General features: G+C 71.8%; 13 protein-coding genes. 7 read left to right on the top strand and 6 right to left on the bottom strand.

Annotation, left to right across the window (positions count from 1 at the left end; genetic code table 11):
• The first annotated feature begins 129 nt into the window (after window positions 1-129).
• From QE401_RS00905 to upp, 3 genes are all read left to right on the top strand, one after another.
• The gene (locus tag QE401_RS00905) at window positions 130-1,401 is read left to right on the top strand and encodes a GTP cyclohydrolase II (protein WP_307136371.1); all 1,272 of its coding nucleotides are present in this window, start codon (window positions 130-132) and stop codon (window positions 1,399-1,401) included.
• A gap of 79 nt (window positions 1,402-1,480) precedes the next feature.
• The gene (locus tag QE401_RS00900; protein ID WP_307136370.1) at window positions 1,481-2,701 is read left to right on the top strand and encodes a URC4/urg3 family protein; all 1,221 of its coding nucleotides are present in this window, start codon (window positions 1,481-1,483) and stop codon (window positions 2,699-2,701) included.
• Complete coding sequence (upp, locus tag QE401_RS00895; protein ID WP_307136369.1) at window positions 2,701-3,366, top strand: uracil phosphoribosyltransferase; 666 nt, start codon at window positions 2,701-2,703, stop codon at window positions 3,364-3,366. The genes QE401_RS00900 and upp overlap by 1 nt, the downstream gene beginning before the upstream one ends.
• Before the next feature lie 64 nt (window positions 3,367-3,430).
• On the opposite strand, the gene QE401_RS00890 is transcribed toward upp, so the two are convergent.
• The 6 genes from QE401_RS00890 to QE401_RS00865 form a co-directional block, all read right to left on the bottom strand.
• Window positions 3,431-3,742, bottom strand: coding sequence for a YciI family protein (locus tag QE401_RS00890; protein ID WP_307136368.1), 312 nt, complete (start codon window positions 3,740-3,742; stop codon window positions 3,431-3,433).
• A 138-nt stretch (window positions 3,743-3,880) separates the two neighbouring features.
• Entirely contained in the window at window positions 3,881-5,164 is a 1,284-nt protein-coding gene (locus QE401_RS00885; RefSeq protein ID WP_307136367.1) for an NAD(P)/FAD-dependent oxidoreductase, read from the bottom strand.
• Window positions 5,165-5,172: 8 nt separating this feature from the next.
• Complete coding sequence (locus QE401_RS00880; RefSeq protein ID WP_307136366.1) at window positions 5,173-6,480, bottom strand: NAD(P)/FAD-dependent oxidoreductase; 1,308 nt, start codon at window positions 6,478-6,480, stop codon at window positions 5,173-5,175.
• Between the two features lie 87 nt (window positions 6,481-6,567).
• Window positions 6,568-6,918 carry a RidA family protein gene (locus tag QE401_RS00875; RefSeq protein WP_307136365.1) on the bottom strand — a complete coding sequence of 117 codons (351 nt, stop codon included), beginning with the start codon at window positions 6,916-6,918 and terminating at the stop codon, window positions 6,568-6,570.
• A 5-nt stretch (window positions 6,919-6,923) separates the two neighbouring features.
• The gene (locus tag QE401_RS00870; RefSeq protein ID WP_307136364.1) at window positions 6,924-7,844 is read right to left on the bottom strand and encodes an NAD(P)-dependent oxidoreductase; all 921 of its coding nucleotides are present in this window, start codon (window positions 7,842-7,844) and stop codon (window positions 6,924-6,926) included.
• A gap of 2 nt (window positions 7,845-7,846) precedes the next feature.
• The gene (locus QE401_RS00865) at window positions 7,847-8,599 is read right to left on the bottom strand and encodes a GntR family transcriptional regulator (RefSeq protein ID WP_307136363.1); all 753 of its coding nucleotides are present in this window, start codon (window positions 8,597-8,599) and stop codon (window positions 7,847-7,849) included.
• Between the two features lie 147 nt (window positions 8,600-8,746).
• On the opposite strand from QE401_RS00865, the gene QE401_RS00860 reads away from it, so the two are divergent.
• The 4 genes from QE401_RS00860 to QE401_RS00845 all read left to right on the top strand — a co-directional run bounded on the left by QE401_RS00860 (window position 8,747) and on the right by QE401_RS00845 (window position 13,984).
• On the top strand, window positions 8,747-10,810 hold the full coding sequence (locus QE401_RS00860; protein WP_307136362.1) for a methyl-accepting chemotaxis protein: 2,064 nt from the start codon (window positions 8,747-8,749) through the stop codon (window positions 10,808-10,810).
• A gap of 284 nt (window positions 10,811-11,094) precedes the next feature.
• Window positions 11,095-12,207 (top strand): ABC transporter substrate-binding protein, encoded by a 1,113-nt coding sequence (locus tag QE401_RS00855; protein WP_307136361.1) that lies wholly within the window; start codon window positions 11,095-11,097, stop codon window positions 12,205-12,207.
• Window positions 12,204-13,205: an ABC transporter permease gene (locus tag QE401_RS00850; RefSeq protein WP_307136360.1), complete on the top strand. Its 1,002-nt coding sequence runs from the start codon at window positions 12,204-12,206 to the stop codon at window positions 13,203-13,205. Before QE401_RS00855 ends, QE401_RS00850 begins: the two co-directional genes overlap by 4 nt.
• 35 nt (window positions 13,206-13,240) lie before the next feature.
• Complete coding sequence (locus QE401_RS00845; protein ID WP_307136738.1) at window positions 13,241-13,984, top strand: ABC transporter ATP-binding protein; 744 nt, start codon at window positions 13,241-13,243, stop codon at window positions 13,982-13,984.
• Window positions 13,985-14,002: the final 18 nt, after the last annotated feature.

The raw sequence follows: 14,002 nt of genomic DNA, 5'->3' as shown, positions 1-14,002 counted from the left end.
CAGCGAAACCCCGTCACCACGGGCTTGGCAAGAAACTTGACCAATCGGTCAGCAAAAACCTAGCCTCGATTCACGGCCGCACCCGGCCATCCCGGCCCGGGCCGCCTCTGTCCGAGGTGATACGCCACGATGAGCAGCCTGAACCGCCTGCGCGACGGCAAGGGCGCCGTGCCCCGCCCGATCATCCTGACCTCGCACCCCAAGCCCGGCGCGGCCACGGCGCCCGCCCTGAACTGGGGCGCCGCCGACCCGCTGCAGCGCGGCCCGGTGGTGGCAACGCTGCAGGACCCGGCCGCGCGCAACGCCATCGGCACCCATGCCGGTTCCTACGCCCTGTACCGCGCGCTGGCCGTCGCCTCCGGCCAGCTGAAGGCGGACCACCGGCCGGATTTCCACAACACCCGCCCCGCCGTGCCGATCGGCCCGTTTCCCGCCTGGGGCGATCCGGAAAAAATCGTCTCGCTCGACCCCTTCGGCCATCTGGTGCCGGACCTCTATGCCGGTGCCATCGCCGCCGGCCTCGACATCCGCCCGAGCATCGCCGTCACCCGCGCCCATATCAACATGCCCGAGCTGACCGAGGCGATGCGCGCCGGGCGGCTGAACCCGGATGGCACGGTACTGCTGGCCAATGGCGATGCCTGCGTCACCAAGATCGCCATCGAGCCGGTCTGGTGGCTGCCCGGCATCGCCGCGCGTTTCGGCGTCTCCGAGACCGAGCTGCGCCGCAACCTCTTCGAGCAGACCGGCGGCATGTTCCCCGAACTCGTCACCCGCCCCGATCTGCGGGTCTTCCTGCCGCCCATCGGCGGCATGACGGTCTATCTCTTCGGCGACACAGAGAAACTCGGCAGGGCGGAGACGCAGATCGCCTGTCGCATCCACGATGAATGCAACGGCTCGGACGTCTTCGGCTCCGACATCTGCACCTGCCGCCCCTATCTGGCGCACGGCATCGAGGCCTGCATCGGCATGGCGCAGGAAGGTGGCATCGGCCTCATCGTCTACAACCGCAAGGAAGGCCGTGCGCTGGGCGAGGTCACGAAGTTCCTTGTCTACAACGCGCGCAAACGCCAGGAAGGCGGCGACCGCGCCGAGGCCTATTTCACCCGCACCGAATGCGTCGCCGGCGTGCAGGACATGCGCTTCCAGGAATTGATGCCCGATGTGCTCCACTGGCTCGGCATCACCCGCATCGACCGCCTCGTCTCCATGAGCAACATGAAATTCGCCCCCATCGTGCAGAGCGGCATCCAGGTGGTGCAGCGCATCCCCATCCCCGACGAACTCATCCCCGCCGATGCGCGGGTCGAGATGGATGCGAAGAAGGCCGCCGGCTACTTCACCGAAGCGGTGCCGGACGCGGCGGAACTCGCCATCGCCAAGGGGAGGGCATTGTGAACAGCAGCAGGAAAAAGGGCAGGGGGAATGAATTCCCCCTGCACCCCCTTCTTCTTTCTGTCAGTTGGGATCTCCCCGCTTGAGCGAGACCGTCGCCCTGCTGCGCCGGCCGGACACCATCCGCGCCCGCTGCCACGCTCTGCTCGACCTCGCCATGCGGGACGAGCTGCCGCATTTCACCTGTCACCCCGAGAAATTGCCCGGGGCCGCCGACTACGTCGCGGACACCATCCGGCGGAACTACCCCGATCTGCGCATCCCCTATCACGCGCGCTGGCGCCACTTCGCCGCCGGCGGCACGGATCGCTGGGGCGCCCTGGCCGCACGCCTCGCTGGCGAAGACCCGGCCGAGACCGCCCGCCGCCGCTTCGACCTCTGCGTCGTCTCTGTCCTGCTCGATGCCGGCGCCGGGTCCGAATGGTCCTACACCGAGCCCGACGGCACGCGCCTCGCCCGCTCCGAGGGCCTCGGCGTCGCCAGTCTGCACGCCTTCGCCGCCGGGCTTTTCTCGGGCGACCCCGCCGACCCCTTGCGCGTCGACGCCGCCGCGCTGCGCGCCCTCGACGCCCCCCGCCTCGCCGCCGCCTTCCAGGTCACGGACAAGAACCCGCTGGAGGGCCTGGAGGGACGCGCCGCCCTGCTGCGCAACCTGGGCGAGGCCCTGGAACAGAACCCCGCTTTGTTCGGCGCCGGGCACCCGCGCCCCGGCGGGCTGTTCGACCATCTGCGCGCCCGGGCGACCCCTGCCGGCCTGCCCGCCGCCGCCATCCTGCAGGCGGTGCTGGAAGGCCTGGCGCCGATCTGGCCCGCCCGCCTGACGCTGGATGGCGAAAACCTGGGCGATGTCTGGCGCCACCCCCTGGCCGCGCCGGAGGGCCCGGCGCCGGGCCTGGTGCCCTTCCACAAGCTCTCCCAATGGCTGAGCTATTCCCTGGCCGAGGTGGTCGAGGAAGCCGGCATTCCGGTGCTGGCGCTCGACGCCCTGACCGGCCTGCCGGAATACCGCAATGGCGGCCTGCTGCTGGATTTGGGCGTGCTGGCCTTGCGCGACCCCGCCCTGGCGCGGCAAACCCTGCCCGTGGACCATCCGGCGATCGTCGAGTGGCGGGCCCTGACGGTCGCGCTGCTGGACCGGCTTGCCGAGGCGGTGCGCGACCGGCTGGGCCTGGATGCCGCCGCCCTGCCGCTGGCCTGCGTGCTGGAGGGCGGCTCCTGGGCCGCCGGACGCCGCATCGCCCGCGAGAAGCGCCCGGGGGGCGGCCCGCCCCTCACCGTCGCCAGCGATGGAACCGTGTTCTGATGGAAGTACCGACCATGACCGACGCGCCGCACATCACCGGCGATGTGACCGTGATCCAGCATCCGCTGGTGCAACACAAGCTGACGCTGATGCGGCAGAAGCACGCCTCGACCGGCGAGTTCCGCCGCCTGGCGCGCGAGATCAGCCTGCTGATGGCCTATGAGCTGACCCGCGACCTGCCGATCGAGACCACCGAGATCGAGACGCCGCTGGAGACCATGCAGGCCCCGATCCTGGCCGGCAAGAAGCTCTGCATCGTCTCCATCCTGCGCGCCGGCGACGGCATCATGGAGGGCATGCTCGACCTCGTCCCCTCCGCCCGCGTCGGCCATATTGGCCTCTACCGCGACCCGGCGACGCTGGTGCCGGTGGAGTACTACCTGAAGCTGCCGGACGACATCGCCGAGCGCCTGGTGATCGTGGTCGACCCGATGCTGGCCACCGGCCACTCAGCCGCGGCGGCGCTGTCCCGCCTGAAGCAGGCCGGCGCCACCCAGCTGCGCTTCGCCTGCCTGCTGACCGTGCCGCAGGGCCTGCGCGTGCTGACCGAGGCGCATCCGGACGTGCCCATCTTCACCTGCTCCATCGACCGGGAGCTGGATGACCACGCCTATATCCGCCCCGGCCTCGGCGACGCCGGCGACCGCCTCTACGGCACCAAGTAGTTTTTTCGGGCTGCCGCCGTCTGGTGTGGAGGCGGGACGCTTCCCTCGGGCGGCGGCAATGCCCTCAGGGTTGCGGCAGGGTGTGGTAGGGCAGGGGGGCGATGCGGAAGGGGCGGATCTCGATCTGCCGCCAGACATCGCCCGTGCTGTAGGGATCGGCCGCGATCCAGGCCCGCGCCGCCGCCTCGTCCGCCACCTTCAGCAGCAGCGACGAGCCCACCATCTTCCCGGCCTCGTCCAGGATCGCCCCGCCGACGATCAGTCGCCCGGACGCGGCCTCGGCCGCCGCGCGCTCGAAATGCGCCGGGCGGGCGGCCATGCGGCGCTCCAGCGCGGCCTCGTCGGTGCCGTCATGGGCGATGATCAGGAAGGTCATGGTGGTCTCCGGAAGCGTTCTTTTTTGGAAAAAAGAACCAAAAAACTTTTATCAGTTGGCGTCCCGCTGATGGCCTGAAGCGGGACGCCCAACTGATAAAGTCTTTTTGCTTCTTTTTCTTCAGAAAAAGAAGATGACTTAAAACCCGATTGTATCTCTCAGACGCCCCTTCCACACCACCGCCGCCACCCCGACCCGCCAGAACCGATGGAATCGCATCGGCCGCACCGGGCTGAACGGCATGTCGATCTCCGCCTGTGCCGTGCCGCAGAGCCGCCGCGCCAGCTCATGCCCCATCGCGGTCGCCATGGCGACGCCGCGGCCATTGTAGCCGAGCGCCGCCAGCAGCCCCGGCACCGGCTCGTGCAGATGCGGGTAGTGATCCGCCGTCATGGCCAGCTGCCCGTTCCAGCCATGGGTCCAGCGCAGCCCGGCCAGGCGCGGCCAAAGCCGCTCGGCGTAATCAGCCAGGTAGCGCACCGGCGCGGCATCGCCGATCGGGCGCTGCGGGCCGCGCCCGCCCATCAGCAGGCGATTGGCCTCGTCCAGCCGGTAATAGACGGTGATGTGCCCGCTTTCATACACGGCGGAGCGCGCCGGCAGCACTTCATCGGCCAGCGCCGGCGGCAGGGGCTCGCTGGCGATGATCGAGCTGAACACCGGCGCCACGCTCTGCCGCAGCCCGGGCCAGAGATCGCCGGTATAGCCATTGGTGGCCAGCACCACCTGCTCCGCCAGCACGGCGCCGCCGGGGGTGGCGATGCGCCACAGCGCGCCCTCCCGCCGCAGCGACAAGGCCGGGCTGCCGGCATGGATCCGCGCGCCCAGCCCCGCCGCGGCCCGCGCCAGGCCGCGCGCATAGGACAGCGGGTTCAGGTGCCCGCCGCGCGGATCCCACATCGCCCCCGCATAGCGCGGCGTGCCGGTGCGCCGGGTGGTGGTGGCGCCGTCCAGATACGCCACCGGCATGCCGCGCCGGGCGCATTGCGTGGCACTGGCCTCCGCCGCGCGGGCGCCGGCCGGCAGGAGGGCGGCGCGCAGCGTGCCGCTCTGCCGCGCCGCGCAATCGATGCCATGGCGCCGCACCAGATCGAACACCCGGTCCGGCGCGCCATAGGACAGCGCCAGCATGCGCTCGCCGAGATCCTCGCCATGATCGGCGACCACCTGGTCCGGGTCCGGTTTCAGCCCGGGATTGACCTGCCCGCCATTGCGGCCGGAGGCGCCCCAGCCCGGCTCCGCCGCCTCCAGCAGCACCGCGGCGACGCCGCGCTCGGCCAGGTGCAGCGCGCAGGACAGGCCGGTGAAGCCGCCGCCGATGATGGCGACCGGCGCGCGAAGCTCGCACGGGAGCGGTGGGGCCGGTTCGGCCGGCAGGGCGGTCTCGGCATAGAGGCTGGGGGGCAGGGCCGGGCGGGACATGCCGCGCCTCAGCGGAAGCGCGATGCGGCGAAGGGCTCGATCGGGATTTCCGGCGCCTGCCCCGACAGCAGCTGCGCCACGATCCGCCCGGTGCGCGGCCCGCCCACCATGCCGACATGGCCATGGCCGAAGGCGTGGATCACGCGCGGCGTGGCGCGGCTGGGGCCGAGGCAGGGCATGCCGTCGGGCGTGCTCGGCCGCTGGCCCATCCAGAATTTCACGCGCTCGGGCGGGAAGGGGTTGGGCAGATCGGGGAAGGCGCGCAGCAGATGGTCGCGCAGGATCTCGGCGCGCTTCCAGTTGGGCGCGGCGTCGGGGCCGGCGATCTCCACCTGGCCGGCGGCGCGCAGCCCGTCGCGCATGGCGTTCACCACCATCTTGGCGCCCGAGAGCTGCATCGAGCGCTGCGGCCCGAGCTGCGTGCCCATCAGCATCACATGATAGCCGCGCTCGCCCTGCAGCGGCACGCGGTCCCCCGCCTGGGCGGCCAGCGGGGCGGAGCGCAGCCCGGCGGCGATCACCGCGGCGTCGCAGTCCAGCGCGCTGCCATCGGCGAGCGAAACGCCGCGCAGCGTGCCGCTTTCGATGCGCAGGCCGCGCGCCGCCACCTGGCGGAAGGCGGCGCCCCGGCTCTGCGCCAGGGCGAAGAGGGCGCGGACATAGGCGCCGGGGTCGAGGCAGCGCCCCGCCTCCTCGATCAGCACGGCGAAGCGGTAATCGGCGGTCAGATGCGGCTCGGCGGCGCGCAGCTCGGCCTCCTCCACCTCGCGCCAGGTGACGCCGACCTGGCGCCGGATGCGCCAGGCCATCGCCTCGGCCTCGAAACCCGCGCGGCTGGCATAGGCATGCATCAGGCCGCGCTGCTCGACCAGCTCCGGCACCCCGGCCTCGCGCGCCAGCGCCGCGTGCAGCACGGGGGACTCCTTCAGCAGCGGCCGCAGCGATTGCGCGATGCGCAGCAGCTTCGCCTCGGTCGCGCCGGCGGCGAGGTAGCGCAGCAGCCAGGGCAGGGCGCGCGGCAGATGCGACCAGCGGATGGCCAGCGGCCCCAGCGGATCGGCCAGGAAACCCGGCACCTTGCGCCACAGCCCCGGCGCGCTCGGCGGCAGCACGGACATGGAGGAGAACCAGCCGGCATTGCCATAGCTCGCCGCCTGCTCGCCGCCCGGTGTGCCGGGATCCAGCAGGGTGACGCGATGGCCGGCGCGCAGCAGCTCGAGGGCGCTGCACAACCCCTCGATCCCGGCGCCCAGGATGGCGACATGCAGGGGCGTTGCGGGCGGGGCGGCGATCGGCGCGGCGGTGTCACTCGGCATGGCGGGCATTCTGCCAGAAAACCCCGCCGCGCAAAGCCGCCGCGCCGCGATCCGGCCCCGCCCGAAAGGGCAGGGCCGACGACGTGCTCAGAGCGCCGCTATGGCCATGATCTCGACGCGGATGTCGGGCAGGGCGAGCTTCACCTCGCCGCAGCAGCGTGCCGGGGTGTGTCCCTGTACCACCCAGGCATCATAGACCTCGTTCATGGCGGCGAAATCCGCCATGTCGGCCAGCCAGATGGTGATGCTCAGCAGCTTCTCGCGCCCGCTGCCGGCGGCCGCCAGCATCTCGTCGATCTTGGCCAGCACCTGGCGGGTCTGACCGGCGACGTCGGCGCTGCGGTCATCCGCCGTGTGCCCGGCCAGATAGACCGTGCCATTGTGGATGACGGCGCGCGAGCGGCGGGCATTCTGGTCGAGGCGGGTGATCCCGGCCATGGCGCTCACTTCCCTTCCGCGGCGATGCGGCGGCAATGGTTCAGCGACGCCTCGATCAGGTTGTCGCTGGCCTCCGGCGTGCGGAAGGCGGAATGGGCGGAGAGGGTGACATTCTCCACCGTGGTCAGCACATGGCCGGGCGGCAGCGGCTCGATGTCGAAGACGTCGAGCGCGGCATGGGCGAGCCGCCCCTCGCGCAGCGCGGCGACCATCGCCGCCTCATCCACCACCGCGCCGCGCGCGGTGTTCACCAGCAGCGCGCTGGGCTTCAGCTTCGCCAGCTTCTCGGCCGAGAGGAAACCGCGCGTCTCGTCATTCAGCAGCAGGTGGATGGAAAGCACGTCGCTCTCGGCCAGCAGCCGGTCGAGCTCGACGAATTCGACGCCCTCGGCGGTCTTGGGCGAGCGGTTCCAGGCGATCACCTTCATGCCGGCGCCGCGGCAGAGCCGCGCCATCTCGGCGGCGATGCCGCCATAGCCCAGCAGGCCGACCGTCTTGCCGGTCAGCTCCACGCCATCGGTGCGCAGCCACTGGCCGTTGCGCATGCCGCGATCCATCCGCGCAATGCCCTTGGCGGCGACCCACATCAGGGTGAAGGCCATCTCGGCCACGGCGGTGTCGCCATAGCCCTTGATGATGTGCACCTCGATGCCGCACTCGGCCTTCAGCTCCTCGGGGTTCATGTAGCTGCGCGCCCCGGTGCCGAGGAACACCACATGCTTCAGCGAGGGGATCTGCTTCGCGATGGCGGTGGGCAGCGCGGTGTGGTCGATGATGACGATGTCATGCCCCGCGACCAGCGCCGGCAGCTGCTCCGGCGTCACATCGGGCTGGACATTGATGGTGACGTCCATGTCGGTGTCGCGCCGCAGGCGGCGCATCACCGCGCCCAGGGCCTCGCCGGCATCCACGAAGATCGCGCGCATGGTCATTCCTTCTCCTGGCTGGGATGTGGGGTGGGAAAGGGCGGTTCGGCGGGCAGCCCGGCGGCGGCGGCCAGGGCGTTGCCGGTGTAGATCTCGGCGAAGCCGGCGCGGATCATGGCGCCGATCTGGTCCAGCCGGCGCGCGATATGGCGCTGCATCAGCCGGCAGGCCGGCTCCGCCTCGCGCGCCGCCAGATGCGCCAGGATGCGCAGATGCTCCTGCTGCGTCACGTCGCGCCGCCCCTCGCGCATGTCGATCCAGCGGATGAAGCGGATCCGCTCGTTCAGCGCCCGCAGCGCCCGCAGCATTTCCGCATTGCCCGACAGGGCGGCCAGGCGCTCATGGAAGGCCTCGTCCAGCGCCAGCAGGCGCAGCGCGTGGCGGTCGCCCTCCGGCGCGTCGCGGCTGCGCTCGGCGAAGGCGGTCAGCTCCGCGATCTCGGCATCGCCGGCGCGCAGGCAGGCCAGGCGCAGCGCCCCCGTCTCCAGCACCGCGCGGTATTCGTAGAGCGCCATCACCTGCGCCGGGTCCAGCGGCCGCACGCTGTAGCCGCGATGCGCCGTGGCGCTGAGAAAGCCCTCCGCCGCCAGGCGGTTCAGCGCCTCCCGCAGCGGGGTGCGGCTGACGCCGAGCAGCCGGGCCAGCTCCACCTCGTTGATCCGCTCGCCCGGCGGCAGGCGGTAGGTGACGGCCATGGCCTTGACCAGCTCATGCACACGGTCGGCGGTGCGGGCGGGGGCGGGGCTCTCGGTCACCACGCTGGCGTAACTGAATACAGTTCTGCGCACAAGTCTGAATAAAAATGGGACCGGATTCGCTTGAATTGCTTGGGTTTCGCTTGGGCGGATTCAGCAGTGATTAACGATCGGGGTGCAGAAGGCGTGCATTGGAGGACTAGCCACATGCGTATCCGTACCCTTCTGCTCGCCGGCTTCACCGCCATTGCCCTGCCGGGTGCGGCAGGGTTGAGCTGGCAGGCCAGCCGCGCCTGGTCGTCCTGGCGCATGGCCGAGCAGGCCACCATCTCCACCCGCGTGGTCAGCGAGGCGCTGCGCGCCTACACCGCGCTGGCGGTGGAGAGCGGGCTGCTGACCAGCGCCGCGCGCAGCGGCCGGGCGGATGCGGCGGTGCTGGAGGCCAGCGCCCGGGCCACCGACACCGCGCTGCGCAACGCCCGCGACAATGTGGCGGCCGAGGGGCTGGATGCCGGCCCGGTCGAGCAGACGCTGCAGGCCATGATCCGGCTGCGCGCCCGTGTCGCCGAGGCCGTCTCCCGCAGCCGCGGCGACGAGGCGCTGGTGACCGCCGTGCTGGCCAACCGCACCGAGGCCGGCGACCGCATGGAAGGCGTCGCCCGCACCGCCGAGGCGCGCATCGCCAGCTCCGCCCCCGCCGTGGCGCTGCTGGCCCAGGCGGCGCGGCTGGCCATGGCGGCGCGCGACGATGCCGGCGGCCGCAGCCTGCTGATCCGCGAGATCCTGGCCGCCCCCACGCTGGACGCCGGCCGCGTCGCCGACGGGCTGGTGCTGAATGGCCGCATCGCCCAGGCCTGGGACGCGACCGAGCGGCTGGCCGCGGCGCTCGGCAATCCGGGGCTGGACGCCGCCATGGCCCGCGCCCGCACCGAGTATTTCGACCGCGAGGAGCCGCGCTACCGCGCCGTGCTGCAGGTGGCGCAGCTTCGCCTGGCCACCCCGGCCAACCCGCCGGCCTGGCCGATGACCAGCGCCGATTTCGCCGGCTGGACCGCGCCCGCTTTGGCCAAGCTGGTGCCGCTGCGCGACGCCGCGCTGGACGAGGCGGTGCATCGCGGCGACACCGCCGCGGCCACCGCGCAGTTCAACCTGGTGGTCAGCCTGGGCCTGGCCCTGCTGGCGGTGCTGGCGGCGCTCGGCGGCGTGCTGCTGCTGCTGCGTCGCTTGGTCGCCCCGGTGCGGGAGCTGACCGCCAGCGTCACCGGCATCGCCGCCGGCGCGCTGGACCAGGCCGTGCCGCATGCCGGCCGCGACGACGAGGTGGGCGAGATGGCCCAGGCCGTCGAGGTGCTGCGCCAGAACTCCATCGAGCGCGTGCGCATGCAGGAGGCCGAGGCCGCCGCCCAGGCCGAGCGCGCCCGCCGCGCCGCCCGGCTGGAGGCGCTGGTGCGCGGCTTCGAGGGCAAGGTGGGCGAGATGGTCGGCATCGTCTCCTCCGCCTCCTCCGAGCTGGAGGCGACCGCCCGCTCCATGACCAGCACGGCGGGTGCCACCAATGACCAGGCCGGGCTGGTGGCGGGCGCCGCCGGCGAGGCCAGCGGCGGCGTGCGCACCGTCGCCGCCGCGGCCGAGGAGCTGGCCGCCTCGATCCAGGAGATCAGCCGCCAGGTCGGCCAGGCGACGCAGGTCGCCGGCCGCGCCGTGGAGGACGCGCAGCGCACCGACGCCACCGTGCAGACGCTCGCCGCCGGCGCGCAGAAGATCGGCGATGTGGTCAAGCTGATCTCCGACATCGCCGGCCAGACCAACCTCCTCGCCCTGAACGCCACCATCGAGGCGGCGCGCGCCGGCGAGGCCGGCAAGGGCTTCGCCGTCGTCGCCTCCGAGGTGAAGTCGCTGGCCGGGCAGACCGCCAAGGCGACCGAGGAGATCGGCAGCCAGATCGGCCAGATCCAGGCGGCGACGCAGCAGGCGGTCGCCGCCATTGGCGAGATCTCCCGCACCATCGAGGAGGTCAGCAGCATCGCGGTGGCCATCGCCGCGGCGGTGGAGGAGCAGAGCAGCGCCACCACCGAGATCGCCCGCACCGTGCAGCACACCGCCCAGGCGACCGAGCAGGTCAGCAGCAATGTCGATGCGCTGCGCCAGGGCTCGGCCGAGACCGGCGCCGCCGCCCAGCAGGTGCTGGCCGCCGCCTCCGAGCTGTCGCGCCAGGCCGAGCACCTGACGGGCGAGGTCGGCAATTTCGTCACCGAGGTCCGCGCCGCCTGACCCCCGGGCCCTTTTCCCCCGACCGACCTCCGCACCCCCCGGGTGCGGAGGTTTTTTTTCGGGCTGCCGCCGTTCGGTGGGGAGGCGGGGCGCTGCACGGGTTTTTTTCGCGATCTTTTTTCGTGGTTTTATCGGCGGGTTTGGTCCGGCTACGCAGGGTCCGGAGGGCTCGGGGGCTGTTGCGGCGCGAAATAAACTTATTGACTCAGTTGTAACTGTGAATTTCTAATCTCCTCCGGTTCAAAACGCGAATCCACACCGTGGTATCGCTGCCAGGAGGCGCCATGCCCTTCCGCCCCGCCCCCGCCCCGCAGGGGAACGCCACGCTGCCGCGCCGCCGGCTGCTGGCCGCCCTCGGCTCCGCCGGCCTCGCCATGCCGCTGGCCGGCTTCATGCCGCTCAGCGCCGAGCGCCGGGCCTTCGAGGCGATGCTGGACAGCGAGGGTCGATGCCTGACGCCGGTGAGCGCCGCGGCACCCGGCCAGGCGCCGCGCAAGCTGACGCTCGCCTGGAACGCCACCTCCATCTGCACCTCGCCGATCGAGGTCGCCCGCCGCAGCGGCATCCTCGCCCGCCACGGGCTCGATGTGGAGCTGGTGAATTTCGGCGGCTCCACCGAGGCGCTGCTGGAAGCCATCGCCACCCGCAAGGCCGATGCCGGCGTCGGCATGGCGCTGCGCTGGCTGAAGCCGCTGGAGATGGGCTTCGACGTCAAGATCACCGGCGGCACCCATGGCGGCTGCATGCGGCTCGCCGGCCCCGCCGCCGTCGGGCTGTCGACCGACCTGAACTCGGTGCGCGGCAAGACCATCGCCGTCTCCGACATGGCCGGCGCCGACAAGAACTTCTTCTCCATGCTGCTGAAGCGCAACGGCATCGACCCGGATCGCGACGTCACCTGGCGCGTCTTCCCGGCGCATGTCTTCGGCCTGGCGCTGGACCGCGGCGAGGCGCAGCTCTTCGCCGCCGGCGACCCGATCGCCTGGACCCTGGTGCGCGACAAGCAGCTGGTCGAGGTCGCCACCAACCTCTCCGGCGAATGGGCCAATCTGGCCTGCTGCATCATCGGCGTCTCCGGCGGCCTGCTGAAGAGCGAGCCGCGCACCGTCGCCGCCCTGACCCGCGCGCTGATCGAGGCGCAGCACCTCTCGGCCAGCGATCCGCGCATCGCCGCCGATGCCTTCATGGACTACGCGCCCGGCCGGGTGAACCGCGAGGACCTGATCGCCATGCTGCAGAGCCACACCCATGGCCACAGCCCCGCCGGCGCCGATATCCGGCGCGAGATCCAGTATTACGCCCAGGAGCTGAAGGCGGTCGGCGTGCTGCGCGCCAATACCGACCCGGCCCGCTTCGCCGAGCGTGTCACCGCCGATGTGCTGAGCATCCCGGCATGAGCAGCACGACCTTCCAGGCCGGGGTCGCCCCCGGCCTCGCCTTGCGCGCCCGGCCGGGCCTGTGGTGGGGCGGGCTGCTGGCCGGCCTCGCCTGGCTCGCCGCCGGCCTGGTCACCTTCCTGCTGCCCGATGAGATCGAGGTCGGCCGCACCCAGGAGCTCGGCCTCGGCGCCGCGCTGCTGGGCGCGGCGCTGCTGCTGGCCGCCTTTAGCGCGCCCTGGCTCGGCCGCGCCGGGCAGCGCCTGCGCCTGGCCGGGCCCTGGCTCACCGTGCTCGGCCTGGCGCTCGCCGGCTGGGAGCTGGTGACGGCGAAATACGCCCTGCTGCCGCTGCCCTTCTTCGCCTCGCCCCAGGGGCTGCTGGAAGTCTATCTGGAGGATTGGCCGCGCCTCGGCGAAAGTGTCCTCCGCTCGCTCTGGCTGCTGCTCACCGGCTACGCCATCGGCGCCGCGGCGGGTTTCGTGGCCGGCGTCGCGCTCGGCTGGTCGCGCGCCATCGGCTACTGGGTGCATCCGGTGCTGCGCCTGGTCGGGCCGCTGCCGGCCACCGCCTGGCTGCCGGTCGCCTTCTTCGCCTTCCCTTCCTCGGGCAGCGCCAGCACCTTCCTGGTGGCGCTGGCCACCTGGTTCCCGGTCACCGTGCTGACCTGGTCGGGCGTCGCCGGCGTCAACAAGGCCTATTACGACATCGCCCGCACCCTCGGTGCCTCGCAGCGCTTCCTGGTGCTGAAGGTGGCGGTGCCGGCGGCGCTGCCGCAGGTCTTTGTCGGCCTGTTCATGGGCCTCGGCGCCTCCTTCTCCGTGCTCGTCGTGGCCGAGATGCTGGGCGTGAAGGCCGGCCTCGGCTGGTATCTGCAATGGGCCCAGGGCTGGGCCGCCTATGGCAACATGTATGCCGCGCTGCTGGTGATGGCGCTGATGTGCTCCACCCTCGTCACCCTGCTGTTCAAGGGCCGCGACCGCGTGCTCGCCTGGCAGAAGGGGACCGTCCGGTGGTGAGCAGCGCCCTGCGACAGACGCCCGACGCCGCCGGCATGGCGGTGGCGATCCGCAACGCCCATCAGGAATTCCAGCTCGAGGGCCGGCCGCTGCCGGTGCTGGAGGATGTCTCGCTCGATGTCCGGCCGGGCGAGTTCGTCGCCCTCCTCGGCCCCTCAGGCTGCGGCAAATCGACCCTGCTGCGCCTGCTGGCCGGGCTCGACCGCCCCGTCTCCGGCCAGGTGCTGGGCGATGGCGCGGTGATCGACCGGCCCGACCCCTCCCGCGTCCTGGTCTTCCAGGACCCGACGCTCTACCCCTGGCGCACCGTGCGCGCCAATGTAGCGCTGGGGCTGGAGGCGCGCGGCCTGCTGAAAAGCCATGGCCACCGCATCCAGGAAGCCATCGACCTGGTCGGGCTGACGGGGTTCGAAACCGCCTATCCGCACCAGCTCTCGGGCGGCATGTCGCAGCGCGTGGCGCTCGCCCGCGCGCTGGTCAACGACCCGCGCCTGCTGCTGCTGGACGAGCCGCTGGGCAAGCTCGACAGCCTGACGCGGCTGTCGATGCAGGCCGAGCTGGTGCGGCTGTGGCAGCGCTCCGGCCTCACCGCGCTGCTGGTGACGCATGATGTCGAGGAGGCGCTGATCCTGGCGCAGCGCGTCATCGTCTTCTCGCCCCGCCCGGCCCGCATCACCGCCGAGCTGGTGGTGGACCGCCCCTATCCGCGGCATCGCGACGACCCGCATCTGGTGGCGCTGCGCCGCCAGGCGCTGTCGCTGCTCGGCCTCTCCGACTGACGCAGAAGGAAACGCCCG

Source organism: Pseudoroseomonas cervicalis, assembly GCF_030818485.1.
Lineage (GTDB): Bacteria > Pseudomonadota > Alphaproteobacteria > Acetobacterales > Acetobacteraceae > Pseudoroseomonas > Pseudoroseomonas cervicalis_A.
This window is presented reverse-complemented; position numbering and strand designations above follow the sequence as displayed.

Excerpts from the sequence above, each read along its gene's own strand:
- QE401_RS00905 (WP_307136371.1), top strand. The coding sequence starts at position 130 with ATGAGCAGCCTGAACCGCCTGCGCGACGGCAAGGGCGCCGTGCCCCGC.
- upp (WP_307136369.1), top strand. The coding sequence starts at position 2,701 with ATGGAAGTACCGACCATGACCGACGCGCCGCACATCACCGGCGATGTG.
- QE401_RS00890 (WP_307136368.1), bottom strand. The coding sequence starts at position 3,742 with ATGACCTTCCTGATCATCGCCCATGACGGCACCGACGAGGCCGCGCTG.
- QE401_RS00885 (WP_307136367.1), bottom strand. The coding sequence starts at position 5,164 with ATGTCCCGCCCGGCCCTGCCCCCCAGCCTCTATGCCGAGACCGCCCTG.
- QE401_RS00880 (WP_307136366.1), bottom strand. The coding sequence starts at position 6,480 with ATGCCGAGTGACACCGCCGCGCCGATCGCCGCCCCGCCCGCAACGCCC.
- QE401_RS00875 (WP_307136365.1), bottom strand. The coding sequence starts at position 6,918 with ATGGCCGGGATCACCCGCCTCGACCAGAATGCCCGCCGCTCGCGCGCC.
- QE401_RS00870 (WP_307136364.1), bottom strand. The coding sequence starts at position 7,844 with ATGCGCGCGATCTTCGTGGATGCCGGCGAGGCCCTGGGCGCGGTGATG.
- QE401_RS00860 (WP_307136362.1), top strand. The coding sequence starts at position 8,747 with ATGCGTATCCGTACCCTTCTGCTCGCCGGCTTCACCGCCATTGCCCTG.
- QE401_RS00855 (WP_307136361.1), top strand. The coding sequence starts at position 11,095 with ATGCCCTTCCGCCCCGCCCCCGCCCCGCAGGGGAACGCCACGCTGCCG.
- QE401_RS00850 (WP_307136360.1), top strand. The coding sequence starts at position 12,204 with ATGAGCAGCACGACCTTCCAGGCCGGGGTCGCCCCCGGCCTCGCCTTG.
- QE401_RS00845 (WP_307136738.1), top strand. The coding sequence starts at position 13,241 with ATGGCGGTGGCGATCCGCAACGCCCATCAGGAATTCCAGCTCGAGGGC.